At 67.8% G+C, this 14,335-nt stretch carries 12 protein-coding genes; 6 read left to right on the top strand and 6 right to left on the bottom strand.

Annotated elements, in window-relative coordinates:
* Together hutU and AC5RWT_RS27220 are read right to left on the bottom strand one after the other, a co-directional pair.
* The coding region (gene hutU / locus AC5RWT_RS27225) for a urocanate hydratase (RefSeq protein WP_494082918.1) at positions 1 to 1,571 on the bottom strand (1,571 nt) is incomplete at its 3' end.
* Positions 1,568 to 2,296 carry an IclR family transcriptional regulator gene (locus AC5RWT_RS27220; protein WP_494082917.1) on the bottom strand — a complete coding sequence of 243 codons (729 nt, stop codon included), beginning with the start codon at positions 2,294 to 2,296 and terminating at the stop codon, positions 1,568 to 1,570. The genes AC5RWT_RS27220 and hutU, both read right to left, overlap by 4 nt.
* Before the next feature lie 183 nt (positions 2,297 to 2,479).
* Here AC5RWT_RS27220 and AC5RWT_RS27215 point away from each other — a divergent pair, with 183 nt between their 5' ends.
* The 3 genes from AC5RWT_RS27215 to AC5RWT_RS27205 all read left to right on the top strand — a co-directional run bounded on the left by AC5RWT_RS27215 (position 2,480) and on the right by AC5RWT_RS27205 (position 6,290).
* The gene (locus AC5RWT_RS27215; RefSeq protein WP_494082916.1) at positions 2,480 to 3,508 is read left to right on the top strand and encodes an ABC transporter substrate-binding protein; all 1,029 of its coding nucleotides are present in this window, start codon (positions 2,480 to 2,482) and stop codon (positions 3,506 to 3,508) included.
* Positions 3,509 to 3,569: 61 nt separating this feature from the next.
* Positions 3,570 to 5,150 (top strand): histidine ammonia-lyase, encoded by a 1,581-nt coding sequence (gene hutH / locus AC5RWT_RS27210; RefSeq protein WP_494082915.1) that lies wholly within the window; start codon positions 3,570 to 3,572, stop codon positions 5,148 to 5,150.
* A 105-nt stretch (positions 5,151 to 5,255) separates the two neighbouring features.
* Positions 5,256 to 6,290 carry a sialate O-acetylesterase gene (locus AC5RWT_RS27205; protein ID WP_494082914.1) on the top strand — a complete coding sequence of 345 codons (1,035 nt, stop codon included), beginning with the start codon at positions 5,256 to 5,258 and terminating at the stop codon, positions 6,288 to 6,290.
* Positions 6,291 to 6,321: 31 nt separating this feature from the next.
* Here AC5RWT_RS27205 and AC5RWT_RS27200 read toward each other — a convergent pair whose 3' ends face one another.
* The gene (locus AC5RWT_RS27200) at positions 6,322 to 7,539 is read right to left on the bottom strand and encodes a glycine C-acetyltransferase (protein ID WP_494082913.1); all 1,218 of its coding nucleotides are present in this window, start codon (positions 7,537 to 7,539) and stop codon (positions 6,322 to 6,324) included.
* Between the two features lie 10 nt (positions 7,540 to 7,549).
* Complete coding sequence (gene tdh / locus AC5RWT_RS27195; protein WP_494082912.1) at positions 7,550 to 8,596, bottom strand: L-threonine 3-dehydrogenase; 1,047 nt, start codon at positions 8,594 to 8,596, stop codon at positions 7,550 to 7,552.
* Positions 8,597 to 9,086: 490 nt separating this feature from the next.
* On the opposite strand from tdh, the gene AC5RWT_RS27190 reads away from it, so the two are divergent.
* The 3 genes from AC5RWT_RS27190 to AC5RWT_RS27180 all read left to right on the top strand — a co-directional run bounded on the left by AC5RWT_RS27190 (position 9,087) and on the right by AC5RWT_RS27180 (position 12,615).
* Positions 9,087 to 10,448, top strand: a complete 1,362-nt coding sequence (locus AC5RWT_RS27190) for a GAF domain-containing protein (protein ID WP_494082911.1) — start codon at positions 9,087 to 9,089, stop codon at positions 10,446 to 10,448.
* Positions 10,449 to 10,618: 170 nt separating this feature from the next.
* Complete coding sequence (exaC, locus tag AC5RWT_RS27185; RefSeq protein WP_494082910.1) at positions 10,619 to 12,142, top strand: acetaldehyde dehydrogenase ExaC; 1,524 nt, start codon at positions 10,619 to 10,621, stop codon at positions 12,140 to 12,142.
* A gap of 14 nt (positions 12,143 to 12,156) precedes the next feature.
* A complete protein-coding gene (locus AC5RWT_RS27180) occupies positions 12,157 to 12,615 on the top strand; it encodes a DUF779 domain-containing protein (RefSeq protein WP_494082909.1) in 459 nt (152 codons plus the stop codon).
* A 140-nt stretch (positions 12,616 to 12,755) separates the two neighbouring features.
* On the opposite strand, the gene AC5RWT_RS27175 is transcribed toward AC5RWT_RS27180, so the two are convergent.
* The gene (locus AC5RWT_RS27175; RefSeq protein ID WP_494082908.1) at positions 12,756 to 13,133 is read right to left on the bottom strand and encodes a VOC family protein; all 378 of its coding nucleotides are present in this window, start codon (positions 13,131 to 13,133) and stop codon (positions 12,756 to 12,758) included.
* A gap of 70 nt (positions 13,134 to 13,203) precedes the next feature.
* Entirely contained in the window at positions 13,204 to 14,091 is an 888-nt protein-coding gene (locus AC5RWT_RS27170; protein ID WP_494082907.1) for an aminoglycoside phosphotransferase family protein, read from the bottom strand.
* Positions 14,092 to 14,335 lie beyond the last annotated feature (244 nt).

Raw genomic sequence — 14,335 nt, 5'->3', positions numbered from 1 at the left:
GCCGCCAGCTCGGTGCCGTCTGCCACCGACACCTGGCCGGCGTGGATGGAACGGCCGATGCCGACGCCGCCGCCATGGTGGATGGACACCCAGGTTGCTCCGGAGCTCGCGGCGGTCAGCGCGTTCAGCAGCGGCCAGTCCGCGATGGCGTCGGAGCCGTCGGCCATCGCTTCGGTCTCCCGGTAGGGCGAAGCGACCGAGCCGGAGTCCAAGTGGTCGCGGCCGATCACGATGGGTGCCGAGACCTTGCCCTCGGCCACCAGCCGGTTGAACAGCAGGCCGGCCTGGTGCCGCTCACCGTAGCCCAGCCAGCAGATCCGAGCCGGCAGCCCCTCGAACTCCACCCGTTCGGCGGCCGCATCCAGCCAGCGGTGCAGGTGTTCGTTCGCCGGGAAGAGTTCCTTCAGGGCCGCATCGGTGACCGCGATGTCCTGCGGGTCGCCGGAGAGCGCCACCCAGCGGAACGGCCCTAGCCCCTCGCAGAACAGCGGACGGATGTAGGCCGGGACGAAGCCGGGGAACTCGAAAGCCCGCTCATACCCGCCCTTGCGCGCCTCGTCCCGGATCGAGTTGCCGTAGTCGAACACTTCGGCGCCGGCGTCCTGGAACTCCACCATCGCCTGCACGTGCCGGGCCATCGAGGCCTGCGCCTTTTTGGTAAATCCTTCCGGATCGGCCTGGGCCTCGCGCTGCCAGTCGGCCACCGCGATTCCCTCGGGCAGGTAGGATAGCGGGTCATGCGCCGAGGTCTGGTCGGTGACCACGTCCACGGTGAGCTCGCCGGCCCGGTGCCGGCGGAGGAGCTCCGGGAACACTTCCGCGGCATTGCCCACGTAGCCCACCGACCAGCCGCGGCCTTCTTCCTTGGCCTTCATCACCTTGGCGACGGCGGTGTCCAGGTCCGTCTCCACCTCGTCCAGGTAGCGCTTGCCCACGCGGCGGCGCAGCCTGGTTTCATCCACGTCAACAATCAGGCAGGCGCCGTCGTTGAGCGTGACCGCCAGCGGCTGTGCGCCGCCCATTCCGCCGCAGCCACCGGTCAGGGTCAGCGTTCCGGCCAGGGAGGGAGCAGCCGTCTTGCCGGCCTCGTGCAGTTTGGCCGCTACGGCCGCGAAGGTCTCGAACGTGCCCTGCAGAATGCCCTGGGTCCCGATGTAGATCCAGGAACCGGCGGTCATCTGGCCGTACATCATCAGGCCTTCGGCCTCCAGGCGGCGGAATTCGGGCCAGTTGGCCCAGTCGCCCACCAGGTTCGAGTTGGCAAGGAGCACGCGGGGGGCCCAGGGATTCGTGCGCAGCACGCCCACCGGCTTGCCGGACTGCACCAGCAGCGTCTCGTCATCCTCCAGGTCCGCAAGGGTCTTGACGATCGCGTCGTACGCTTCCCAGGAGCGGGCCGCCCGGCCGGTGCCGCCGTAGACCACGAGGTCCTCGGGGCGCTCCGCCACTTCGGGGTCCAGGTTGTTCATCAGCATCCGAAGCGGCGCCTCGGTCTGCCAGCTCTTTGCGGTCAGCTGGGTGCCCCGGGGGGCCCGGATGCTGCGGGAAGGATCATGCTGGGTGAACGTCATTGTTGTGCCCTTTCTGGCTCGGAAGTACGTGCCTGATCTTGTTCTTCTGTCCTGTTGACCGCCGCCGTTTCGGGCGGCGTGAAGAGGGTGCTTGCTTGTTCGGCCAGCAGCAGCCCGAATTTCCCGGCTGCTTCGGCCGTGGTGCGGTAACTGGGTGCAACGATGCTCAGCGCGGCGATGACTTTGTCCCCGGCAAACACCGGAGCTGCAACAGCGGTGACGTCGGCCTCCACACTGTCCGCCATGACCGTATACGTGCCCCGGTGCACCTGTCCGCTCAGTGCCGCTCCGGCTGCGCTGCCCTGGATGGGAAAGGTCCGGCCGACCCAGTTCACATGGCGCACGGTATGGGTGCCTTGTTCGATGGAGATGTACAGTCCGTGGTCGTTGCCGGCGGTCACGCTCAGGTAGGCGGATTCTCCGGTCTGGTCCACCAGGGTGCGCAGTACGTCCCGTCCGGCGTCGACCAGGGACTCGTGGCTGAGCGCTTGCACGCCCAGCTGCACCATCCGGAAACCCGGCCGGTACAGCCCGTTCCCGCGCTTGGCGGCGAATCCGTTGGCTTCCAGCGTGCGCAGCAGGCGCAGCGCGGTCGACGCCGACAAGCCCACTGCCTTCGCCGCGTCGGCGAGCTTGACGCCGTCGTTCTCGCACACGATGCGCAGCAGTGCCAACGCACGGTCCGCCGCCCGGGTCGTGGGGTCCGCGGCAGTTCCTGGCGCCATGGCTGTTCCTCCGTTTGACGGTCTGACGTTGCAGCCAGTAAAACATCAATTTCACTACACGGCAAGGAATTGTTGAAAACCTCTTGACCGCTGCCCGTCCTGTAGGTAGCTTCGGGTATCAGCCCAATTGTTTTATTCTTCGAAACAAATATGCCGCTCACCGGTAAGAACCAGGAGACCCTGATGCGCCCACTGTTGTTCGCGTCCCCGTTCGCCCGCCGCTCTTTTGCAGCCACTGCCTCCGCCACAGTGCTGGCCGGCACGCTCCTGCTCACGGGCTGCGGCTCCGGCAGCCCGTCGTCAACGGGCGGCGGCACAGAAACGGCCGGCGCTTCCGCGGATGCAGGCCTGGACCAGGTGAATCTTGGCCTTATCCCGATCACCGATGTGGCCCCTGTCTATCTGGGCATCCAGGAGGGCTATTTCGAGGAGGAAGGCATCCAACTGTCGGTCCAATTGGCGCAAGGCGGCGCTGCCATCGTCCCGGCGGTCATGACCGGCGAATACCAGTTCGGCTACTCCAACGTCGTGTCCCTGCTCATCGCGCGGGACAAAGGGCTGCCCATCACTGTGGTCTCCAATGGCTCCAGCTCCACCAATGAGCCCGGGAAGGACGTGACCGAGGTGGCGGCCATGCCGGACAGCGGCATCAAGGGCGCCGCCGATCTGGTGGGCAAAACGGTGGCCGTCAACGCGCTGAACAACTTCGCCGACGTCACCATCCGGCACTCCGTGGAGCAGGCCGGCGGCGACCCGGACGCCGTCGATTTCGTCGAAATGCCGTACCCGAATATGCCGGCGGCTCTGGAACGGGGCGACGTGGACGCGGCCTGGACCACGGAGCCCTTCCGCACCCAGATTCTGGACGCAGGCGGAAAGATCGTCGCCAGCCCGATGACGGACCTCACCGATGATTTCGACTCCGCCTTCTATTTCGCCTCGGAGCAGACGCTGCAGGAGAACCCCGAACTCGTGAAGCGCTTCCAGCGGGCGCTGGAGAAGTCCTTCGCGTTCGCGTCGGAGAACGACGATGAAGTGCGCAGCATCATCCAGGACTATGCCAAGGTCACGCCCGAGCTGGCCCAGACCGTGGTGATGTCCCGCTGGTATCCGGAGATCAACCGCGAAGGCCTGCAAAAGCTGGGTTCCGCAGCCGCCAAATACGGGGTGCTGAAAAACGAGCCTGACTACAATGCGCTGATCGCCGACTGATCCGCTTCCCCCTCCCAGTTCCCCATCCCGCACCGCCACCACCGCACACCCGAAAGGCATCATGTCACCGCTGAAGACCGTCCCAGTTTCCGTCGGCCCGCTCTCCCCCGCCGAGGTCGTCGCCGTCGCCCGCCACGGTGCCGCCGTGGAGCTCAGCGAGGAGTCGCTGGAGGCGATGGCGGAATCGCGCAAGGTGATCGAGGCCTTGGTGGACGACGATGTGCCGCACTACGGCGTGAGCACTGGCTTCGGCGCGCTGGCCACCAAGCAGATCCCGGTTCAGTTGCGCACCCAACTGCAGCGCAGCCTGATTCGCAGCCATGCGGCTTCCTCCGGCGCCGAAGTGGACCGGGAAGTGATCCGCGGGCTGATGCTCAACCGGCTCTCCACGATGGCCACCGGCCGGACCGGGGTCCGCCCGCTGGTGGCCCGGGCCTATGCGGGCATCCTTAACGCGGGGATCACTCCGGTGGTCGGCGAATACGGTTCTCTGGGTTGCTCCGGCGACCTCGCGCCGCTGGCTCACTGCGCACTGGCCCTGATGGGCGAGGGCCAGGTCCGCACCAACGACGGCGAACTGGTGCCGGCAGCCGAGGCCCTGGCAGCCGCGGGACTGGAGCCCGTGGAACTGCGCGAGAAGGAAGGTCTGGCGCTGATCAACGGCACTGACGGGATGCTCGGCATGCTGATCATGGCCTCGGCCGACCTGCACCGGCTGCTGAAGACGGCGGACATTGCCGCTGCCATGAGCATCGAAGGTCTGCTGGGCACCGACGCGGTCCTGGCCGAAGACCTGCATGCGCTCCGGCCGCACCCCGGCCAGATCAGTGCGGCCGCGAACATGCGGGCGGTCCTGGCTGGTTCTGTCCTGATCGAGGAGCAGAAGTCCGCCGGAGCAGATGCACAGCACAAATTCACCCGGGTCCAGGACGCGTACTCGCTGCGCTGCGCACCGCAGGTGCACGGCGCAGCCCGCGCCACGCTGGCCCACGTGGAATCGGTCGCCGGGTACGAGCTGTCCTCGGCCATCGACAACCCGGTGGTCACCGCCGACGGCCGGGTGGAGTCCAACGGCAACTTCCATGGCGCTCCGGTGGGCTATGCTCTGGATTTCCTGGCCATCGCGGTGGCTGATCTTGCCTCCATGAGCGAACGGCGCACCGACCGGTTCCTGGATACCGCCCGGAGCCACGGTCTGAACGCCTTCCTGGCCAACGACCCGGGGGTGGACTCCGGCCACATGATCGCCCAGTACACCCAGGCCGGCATCGTCAGCGAGCTGAAGCGGCTGGCCAACCCGGCGTCGGTGGACTCCATACCGTCGTCGGCCATGCAGGAAGACCACGTCTCCATGGGCTGGTCCGCCGGGCTGAAGCTGCGCCGGGCCTTGGACGGGCTGACCCGGGTCCTGGCAATCGAACTGCTGACCAGTGCCCGCGCCCTGGACATGCGCGACGGCGGCGTGGAGACCTCCCGGAGCGCTCCGGCCGTCACGGCCGTCCGCCGGGAAATCCGCAAGACAGTTGCCGGGCCGGACACCGACCGTTACCTCTCGCCGGAGATCGAGGCGGTCCGGCTGCTGGTGGACAGCGGCGTGCTGGTGGACGCCGTCGAAAGGACGGCAGGCACCGCGCTGGACTGAGGCGCACGGCATAGACTGGTGCCGGACAACAGCCTGCGTCCGGCACGCCGGACCTGACGCGGCGTGAGGAACATTGGGGGCCGGCACCACAGAAGGACCTGCCGCATGGGCGCCGACACACCAGAGGGACGACCGAGCCGGCGCAAGCTGCTGCAGCGGACTGTCCCCCTCCTCGCCGCCGGCATCGGTGCCGGCGCGCTGGGCACGGGCGCTGCCGCGGCCGGCCGGCCGGATTCCTCGGCGGATGACGAACGGATCGCCCGCCTGGTGGCGGACCCGACGTCCGCCACCCACCAAGCGCTGCTTCGGATGCTGGCCCCTGCCGGGGCCGCTGCGGCGCAGACCGCTGCGTCCGGGCGCGTGGATCCCCGGCAGTCCGGTCACGACGTCGTCCTGCTGCTGGGCCAGTCGAATATGCAGGGCTGCGGCCTCCCGTTCGACCCGGCGATCGATGTGGAACTGGACGGCATCGACCAACTGGCAGGTTCCGGTCCGCACGCCGGCCACGTCATCAGGGCCAGCGAACCGCTCCGCCACGTTGCCAGCGTGTGGGTGGACGGGCGGCCCGCGGTGGGCCCGGGTCTTGAATTCGCCCGGCAGCTGTGGCTGGCCCAACCGGCCGACCGCCGCGTGCTGTTGGTGCCCGCGGCCTTGGGCGGCACCTCGATCACCGGCAGCGCCGACTACTCCTGGGATCCGGACAATACGGTTGCCCGAATGAACCTGTTCCACCGCGCGCTCGGTGCCGCCCGGCAGGCGCTAGCAGTGAATCCGCACAACCGATTGGTGGCCGTCCTGTGGCACCAGGGCGAGTCCGACGCCGTGCTGGGCGCCTCGGAGAACTGGTACCGCAGCAAATTGCTGCAGATCATCGATCTGCTCCGCGATGCGCTGGGACCGGCACCGTTCCTGATTGGCGGCATGGTGCCCGAATGGCTACCGGACGACCCGCGGCGCCGCGGCATCGAATCCGCCCACCGCGCCATCCCGTCGCTCCGGCCGCGGACGGCGTTCGTTGAAGGCCCCCGCGGTGCCAGCCAGGACGTGGAGCAGATCCACTACAGTGCCGCGGGGGCACGCGAGCTGGGCCTGCGCTACTACCGCGCCTTTGACGCGGAAACGGCGGGCCGGACCGAGTAGCGGGTGCTGACCGCGCCGCCGCCGATCGTGCTCATGCCTGCTCAGCTGTTCGCCGGGAGGCCACGAAGGCGGCAACGCAGGCCTCGACGTCGTCGGCTGTATGGGCAGCAGACAGCTGCACCCGGATGCGCGCCGCCCCCTGCGGCACCACCGGGTAGCTGAAAGCCGTGACATAGACGCCCTGTGCCAACATGGCCTCAGCAATCTTCCCGGCGAGCACGGCGTCGTGGAACATGACCGGGACGATCGGGTGTTCGCCTTCCAGCAGGTCGAACCCCTCCCCTGCCATCCGCCGGCGGAACAGCGCGGCGTTGTCCTGCAATCGGGACCGGAGATCGGCGGAACCGCCCACCAGTTCCAGCGCCTTGAGGGTTGCGGCCGCGATGGCCGGGGCCACTGAGTTGGAGAACAGATAGGGCCGCGCCTTTTGCCGAAGCATGGCAACGATCTCCCCGCGGCCGGACACGTAACCGCCGGAGGCACCGCCCAAGGCCTTGCCGAAGGTGCCGGTGTAGATGTCCACCTTCTCCGCCACCCCTGCATGTTCCGGAGTGCCGGCGCCGGTGGCCCCCATGAAGCCGACGGCGTGCGAGTCGTCGACCATCACCAGCGCCCCGAATTCTCCGGCCAGCTCGCAGATCCGCTGCAGCGGGGCCAGGTAGCCGTCCATGGAGAACACGCCGTCGGTGACGATGACCGTCCGCCGGGCACCGGCGCCGTCGTTCATTGTTGCTGTCTCCTGCAGGCGCTCCTGGAGCTCAGCCATGTTCCGATTCGCGTAGCGGAATCGCGCGGCCTTGGACAGCCGGATGCCGTCGATGATGGAGGCATGGTTCAACGCGTCCGAAATGATGGCGTCTTCCGGACCGAACAACGATTCGAAGACCCCGCCGTTGGCATCGAAGCAGGACGAGAACAAGATGGTGTCGTCGGTGCCCAGGAACCGGGAGACAGCCTCTTCCAACCGCAGGTGCAGGTCCTGCGTGCCGCAGATAAAGCGCACGCTGGCCATGCCGAAGCCGCGCTCGTCCAAGGCGGCTTTCGCGGCAGCAATGATGTCGGGATGGTCCGCCAGCCCCAAGTAGTTGTTGGCGCAGAAGTTCAGCACCTCGCGGGCGGTCCCGTCGGGAAGACCGGCAGAGATGTGGCTGGACTGCGGCGTGGTGATGCGGCGTTCGGCCTTGAACAATCCGGCAGCGCGGAGTTCCTCCAGCTCCGAAGCCAGTTGGTCCTTGAGCGTTCCGTACATGCGTCCCTCCCTAGATCCGGGTCCAGTCCAGGACCACTTTGCCGCTTGTTCCCTGCCGGGCCGTCTCGAACCCGTACTCCCATTCGGCGGCCGGCAGCACATCGGTGATGACGGAGGAGATTGCCGCGTGCAGCGCCGGGCTTGAGGAGAGCATGGCGCTCATGGCGTACCAGGTTTCATACATTTCGCGACCGTAGATGCCCTTGAGCGTGAGCATGTGGGTGACCACCTTGGCCCAATCGATCGTGATGTCTTCGGCCGGCAGCCCCAGCAGCGCAATCCGGCCTCCATGGGTCATGTTGTCGATCATCGCGCGCAGCGCCGAAGCACGGCCCGACATCTCCAGCCCAATGTCAAAACCTTCCGCCAACTCGAGCTGGCGTTGCGCGTCAGCCACCCCGGTCTGGCTGACGTCCACCGCCATGTCGGCCCCCATCTGCTTGGCCAGTTCCAGCCGGGACGCGGAAACATCGGTGACGGCGATTTTGCGGGCACCGGCGTGGCGCACCACCGCAATCGCCATCAGGCCAATGGGCCCGGCGCCGGTGATCAGGACGTCTTCGCCCACCAGCGGAAAGCTAAGCGCCGTGTGCACGGCGTTGCCGAACGGGTCGAAGATGGCGCCCAGTTCCGGCGTCACAGCCGGGTCGGTGTGCACCCACACGTTGGTTTCCGGGATCACGACGAACTCCGCGAAAGCGCCGTCCCGCTGCACACCCACGCTCAGCGCACGGATGCACATCTGGCGCCGGCCGGCGCGGCAGTTCCGGCAGGTTCCGCAGACGATATGCCCCTCGCCGGAAACCCGGTCCCCGATCTGCACATCCTGCACTCCGCTGCCGGTGGCCACGACTTCTCCGTAAAACTCGTGGCCGGGGATCAGCGGCGTCCGGACCGCACCGGCGGCCCAGTCGTCCCACGCCTGGATGTGCAGGTCGGTGCCGCAGATGCCCGTGGTGTGTACTTTGATCTTGACCTCGCCGGCACCGGGTTCCGGTTCCGGGCGGTCCAGAAGCTCGAAACCGGCCTGTGGGCCGGGTTTATAGAGCGCCTTCACGCGGTGTCCTTTCGCTGTGCCTGGCCGGGCACGCCCGGCCGGCCGGAGGGTGGTCCGGATGACTAGGCCCACTCTACGTAAATGGCTTGCCGAAGTGGAGCGCGTCACAGTCCCCGCCGGGTCACGGGCACGGTAACTTCGCTCCAGGCACTTCTCCCGGCAACGGTATTCACCGCTGCGTCGGCCAGCCCATCACCCGGCTGGAGATGCATGTTGTCCTGACCTGGCTGGCACGGCATGTGGAGCGCATCGAGCCCACGGGCGCGCCGGTCCCGTATCTGCACAACACGCTGAAGGGCTCACCTCGCTGCCCGTGAGCCTGGTGGCCGCCTGAGCCCTCGGAGCAACCAGGCCGACCGCCCCCAGGGGACCCTGCAAACATGCCGGAGCCCCGTGCCGTGGAAGCTGGTGGAAGGCCGCGGAAGCGCAGGCTAGACTGTGACCCCGGCCACAGGTCCGTGGCTGTGATCCGGTACAAAGGGGTTCTCCAGTGCCGCACCCAGCCCAACCAGCGTCCCGGCCCGTGCAGGACCAGGCCTACGCTGCGCACGAACGACTCGATCCGATCCGGCTGTCCGGCGGGACCGGGAACATCAGGGGGCTGCGCGCAGTGGTCCGCGAGTCCTGGCAGCGATCATTGCAGCACGCGGCGGATCCCGATCGAGCACTGGCGCCACTGGTCCTGGCCGCCGATGCGCTGGACGTGTTCCGCCGGAACCATCCGTTGTCCGCCATCATGCCGGTCTTCAGCCGGTTGCTGGTGGAGCCCAGCCACGATGCCGGAATGCTGGTGGCCGTGGGAGACCAACACGGGCGGCTGCTCTGGGTGGACGGAGACGCCGGCTTGAAAGACCGTGCGGAAAACATGATGTTTATGCCCGGCACCGATTGGTCGGAGGCAACGGTTGGCACCAGCGCGCCCGGCACGGCGCTCGCGGTAGGCCGGGGAGTCCAGATTGCCGGTGCCGAGCACTTCAGCCGGGCGGTCCATTCGTGGAGCTGTACGGCTGTCCCCATCTGTGACCCTGACACCGGTGCTGTTCTGGGCGTCGTGGATCTGACCGGCGGGGAGGAGGCGGCCGCGCCCCATACGCTGTCCCTGGTCAGGGCGGCGGTAGCGGCGGCGGAGGCCGAACTGCGCATTATCCGCCTCCAGGCCGCCGCCCGGCACGGCACGGGGACGCGCAGCCGGACAGTGCCCGCCGGCCCCGACACCCAGCGCCGCCGTGCGGCGGCTCGTCCGACCAGCGAGTCCCGGGCCCGCGCGAAGGCCGGTCTCCACGTCACGGGACGGGACCAGGGAGTGTTGGAACTTGCCGGCCGGCGGATCGAGTTGTCGCAGCGGCACACGGAGATCCTCACCCTGCTGGCCCTGCACCCTGCCGGCCTCACGGCCGAGGAACTGGCGGACCAGCTCAACCCGCGGGCTCAAGGCGCCACCTTGCGGGCCGAGATGGTGCGGCTGCGCAAACTGCTGGCCGGTATCAGTCCCGCCGCCGTCCCCGAGTCGCGGCCCTACCGCCTCCCCCTGGAAGTGGCGGTCGATGCGCAGCAGGTCCTCCAATGCCTGGCCCGCGGAGCGCACCGGCAGGCGCTTGGCCTGTACCGGGGGCAGGTCGTTCCTCGGTCGGAGGCGCCCGGCGTCGTCGGTTTCCGCCGGCACGTCAGTGCCACCCTGCGCGAGGCAGTGCTCAGCAGCGCCTCACCGGAAGAAGTGGTGCGGTACCTGCAGCTTCCTGAAGCAAGGTACGACGCCGAGGCCTGGCACGCGGCGCTGCGCCTCCTGCCAGCGCGCTCACCGAAGCGGGCAGCGGTCGTGGCGGTGCTGGAACAGTTGGAAACCGAGGACTGACGGCCCCGTCGGGATTCGGCCCGCGCAGTTGGAAGCCGCGCAGTCCAAGGCCGGGAACCGACGGCCGCTGCAACCTGAATGCAACCTTGCCTTCCGTAGGCTCGGCGGACACAGACAATGCCGTCTGCCGGACCGTGGGGGTCCGGACACAGAAGCCAAAGGAGTCCACCATGACTGTTTACGCCCAGCCCGGAACCGAGGGATCGCCGGTCAGCTTCAAGCAGCGCTACGAGAACTGGATCGGCGGCGAATGGGTCGCCCCGGTAAAGAACCAATACTTCGAGAACCCCTCCCCCGTCACCGGCAAACCGTTCTGCGAAGTGGCACGGGGTACCGCCGAGGACATTGAACTCGCCCTGGACGCCGCCCACAAGGCCGCACCGTCGTGGGGCAAGACCTCTGTTGCGGACCGGGCGGCAGTGCTGAACCGGATTGCTGACCGGATCGAGGAGAATCTGGAACTGCTGGCCGTGGCCGAGACCTGGGACAACGGCAAGGCCGTCCGCGAGACTCTGGCCGCCGACATCCCGCTGGCCGCTGACCACTTCCGCTACTTCGCTTCCGCCATCCGGGCACAGGAGGGCAGGCTGTCCCAACTGGACGACGACACCACCGCCTACCACTACCACGAGCCGCTGGGTGTGGTTGGGCAGATCATCCCCTGGAATTTCCCCATCCTGATGGCCACCTGGAAGCTGGCGCCTGCGCTCGCGGCGGGCAACGCCGTCGTTCTGAAGCCTGCGGAGCAAACACCGGCGTCCATCCTGGTGCTGATGGAGCTGATCGCGGACATCCTGCCGGCAGGCGTGGTCAATGTGGTCAACGGTTTCGGCGTGGAAGCCGGCAAGCCGCTGGCGTCCAGTCCGCGGATCCGCAAAATCGCGTTCACCGGCGAGACCACCACCGGCCGGCTGATCAGCCAGTACGCCTCGCAGAACCTGATTCCCGTCACGCTGGAGTTGGGCGGTAAGAGCCCAAACATCTTCTTCTCCGATGTGGCCGCCGAAAAGGACGCGTTCTACGACAAGGCACTGGAGGGCTTCACCCTGTTCGCGTTCAACCAGGGCGAAGTCTGCACCTGCCCGTCGAGGGCGCTGGTGCAGGAGTCGATCTACGACTCGTTCATGGCCGACGCACTGGCGCGGACCGAGTCGATCATCCAGGGCAACCCGCTGGACACGGACACCCAGCTCGGGGCCCAGGCCTCCAACGACCAGCTGGAAAAGATCCTGTCCTACATGGACATCGGCCAGCAGGAGGGCGCGAAAATCCTGACCGGCGGCGGCCGCAACATCCTGGACGGGGATCTCGCCGAAGGCTACTACGTGAAGCCGACCATCTTCGAGGGCGACAACAGCATGCGGATCTTCCAGGAAGAGATCTTCGGGCCGGTCGTCTCGGTTACCCGGTTCGGAAATTATCAGGAAGCACTGGAGATTGCCAACGACACGCTCTACGGGCTGGGGGCCGGAGTGTGGAGCCGCAACGGCAACGTGGCCTACCGGGCCGGGCGCGAAATCCAGGCCGGCCGGGTGTGGGTGAACAACTACCACGCCTACCCGGCGGGGGCGGCGTTCGGCGGCTACAAGTCCTCGGGCATCGGCCGGGAAAACCACGCGATGATGCTGGACCACTACCAGCAGACCAAGAATCTGCTGGTCAGCTACAACGAGAACAGGCTCGGCTTCTTCTAAAGACAGGTCACGTCATGGTGTCTGCTTCACCACAGGGGCAGGGCGCACCCACCCCGCCCGCTGTGAACCACGAAGCGGCGCTCGAGGCGGCGGTGGCGCTGCCCGGGGAGGATTTTTCCCGGGTGGCGCTCACCGGACCCGCCGTCGGGCTGCTGCAAAAACTGTGGGAAACCCACGGACCGCTGATGTTCCATCAGTCCGGCGGTTGCTGTGACGGCTCTTCCCCCATGTGCTATCCGGCCGGTGAATTCCTCACCGGCGACGCGGACGTGCTGCTGGGCACGTTCGACCTCCCCGGCCGCGGGAACCTGGACTTCTGGATGTCGCGGGAGCAGTTCGCGTACTGGAAGCACACGCATCTGACCGTGGACGTGGTGGATGGGCGCGGCAGCGGGTTCTCGGTGGAGGCCCCGGAGGGCAAACGCTTCCTGATCCGCTCGCGGCTGTTCGACGGCACCGCAAAGCCGGCCTGACGGGTCATCCGGGCCGGGGTGCCGGTCCCGGAGCCGCGCTCCTTTTGGGCTCTTGCTCCGCTGATGAGGTGGAGCAGGAGCCCAAACCGGAGCAGGGGCGGAAACCCTTGCAGGGAGGAAACCCTTGATCGCCCGCGCGTCTAGTGTTCGAAGAGGCAGAACGGATGCCCCGCCGGATCGAAGTACACCCGGACGTCGCCCTGGGGTTGAAATCCGGCCAATTCTGCACCGGCCGCTTCAGCCCGGGAGCAGGCGGCAGCCAGGTCGTCGACCAGGATGTCCAGATGCATCAGCATCTGCTGTTCGCCTGGTTCCTGGGGCCAGGCCGGCCGGCGGTAGTCCGCTTCCAACTGGAAGGACAGCCCGGGCCCACCGCCGGGATTGGCCAGGGTCACCCAGTCGGGCTCGTTGGTGCGGATCTTCCAGCCCAGCAGCCGGCCGTAGAACTTCGCCAAGGCCAACGGATCCGGCGCCCCCAGAACCGTTGCGTGCAGTTGAAGTCCTGTAGAACCGGGCATGGCCACTCCTGGTGTGGACGTAATTCCTGTGCAGCAATCCGGCCATGCTACTGCCGCTCCGGCGCAGCGGCTAGCGTTCGGACAGGACTTCAGCCAGCGCACGCTCCGCCACGCTGCGCAGCAGCCGGTTGTCATCGGAGGAGGTTAGCAGCGCCGTCGCGATATTCAGGGCCCAGCCGCGGCCGCGCTGCCAGGTCTCCGCGGACACGTCGGTGCGCGCTTCGACTGCAGCGATGAACTCCCGGCGTCCCGCCGCATCGAAAACCAGCCAGGCGGCGGCCAGATCGGTGGCCGGATCCCCGGCGGTGATGTCACCGAAGTCGATGACTGCCGCCAACCGGTTGCCGTCCACCACCAGGTTCCCGGGGTGGAGGTCGCCGTGCAGCCACAGCGCCGGTCCGTCCCAGGCCGGCACGGCGGACAGTTGGCGCCACAGTGCCGTGACACGCGCTGCATCTGGAATGGCGCCGGAAGCCAGGCGCTGCTGTACAGCGCCGTTGCGGGAGGACAGCGGCACCCCGCGCACCGGGTTCACCGGGGCGCCGGACGGGGCGGGCAGGTGCAGGGCTGCAACAAAGGCGGCCAGACCGGGGGCCAGCGAGCGTCGTTCTTCCGGGCGGAGCCGCCAGGCAGCCCTGCCGTCCAGCCACGGCACCACCGACCAGGGCCAGGGATAGTACGACGACGGACTGCCGCAGCGCACCGGGGCAGGCACTGCGACGGGCAGTTCGGGGGCCAAGGACGGCAGGCACTGCTGTTCGTTCAGCAGCAGCTCGGCAGCGGCCGCACGCCGTGGCAGCCGGATGGCCAGCTCCGTGCCGAGCTTGAACGTGACGTTGTCCCATCCGTTGGCCACCCGCACGAGGGGCAACCGGGCGAGGTCGGGAAACTGGTCCGACAGCAACCGCTGCACCAGGTCGTTGGGCACATCGATTTCCGCAGCGGGCATCAAGGCCATCTGTTGTCGTTCTTCCTTTTACGAGGCAGGCACGCCCCGCGGGGGCACGGGCGTTTGTGCGCCCGTTGGCCGGGCGCGCGGGCTGGACTTCCATCAGATCATCCGGCAGCCTCACGGGCCAGCGGGACACGCCCCGGCTCATCCGGGGGCCAGCTGCTCCGGCGCGCGGCGGCCCACGGAGTGCAGTGGTCCGCGGGCGGCAGCAACGCCATCATGACCCCCTACCCAACGGCCCAGAGCAGAC

This window comes from Arthrobacter sp. Dra40 (assembly GCF_059091905.1).
Note: the sequence above shows the minus strand (reverse complement) of the source record. Positions and strands in the feature narration are given on the sequence as shown.

What these genes read in the sequence shown, in the direction of transcription:
- AC5RWT_RS27220 (WP_494082917.1), bottom strand. Translation starts at nt 2,296, where the DNA reads ATGGCGCCAGGAACTGCCGCGGACCCCACGACCCGGGCGGCGGACCGT.
- AC5RWT_RS27215 (WP_494082916.1), top strand. Translation starts at nt 2,480, where the DNA reads ATGCGCCCACTGTTGTTCGCGTCCCCGTTCGCCCGCCGCTCTTTTGCA.
- hutH (WP_494082915.1), top strand. Translation starts at nt 3,570, where the DNA reads ATGTCACCGCTGAAGACCGTCCCAGTTTCCGTCGGCCCGCTCTCCCCC.
- AC5RWT_RS27205 (WP_494082914.1), top strand. Translation starts at nt 5,256, where the DNA reads ATGGGCGCCGACACACCAGAGGGACGACCGAGCCGGCGCAAGCTGCTG.
- AC5RWT_RS27200 (WP_494082913.1), bottom strand. Translation starts at nt 7,539, where the DNA reads ATGTACGGAACGCTCAAGGACCAACTGGCTTCGGAGCTGGAGGAACTC.
- exaC (WP_494082910.1), top strand. Translation starts at nt 10,619, where the DNA reads ATGACTGTTTACGCCCAGCCCGGAACCGAGGGATCGCCGGTCAGCTTC.
- AC5RWT_RS27180 (WP_494082909.1), top strand. Translation starts at nt 12,157, where the DNA reads ATGGTGTCTGCTTCACCACAGGGGCAGGGCGCACCCACCCCGCCCGCT.
- AC5RWT_RS27175 (WP_494082908.1), bottom strand. Translation starts at nt 13,133, where the DNA reads ATGCCCGGTTCTACAGGACTTCAACTGCACGCAACGGTTCTGGGGGCG.
- AC5RWT_RS27170 (WP_494082907.1), bottom strand. Translation starts at nt 14,091, where the DNA reads ATGGCCTTGATGCCCGCTGCGGAAATCGATGTGCCCAACGACCTGGTG.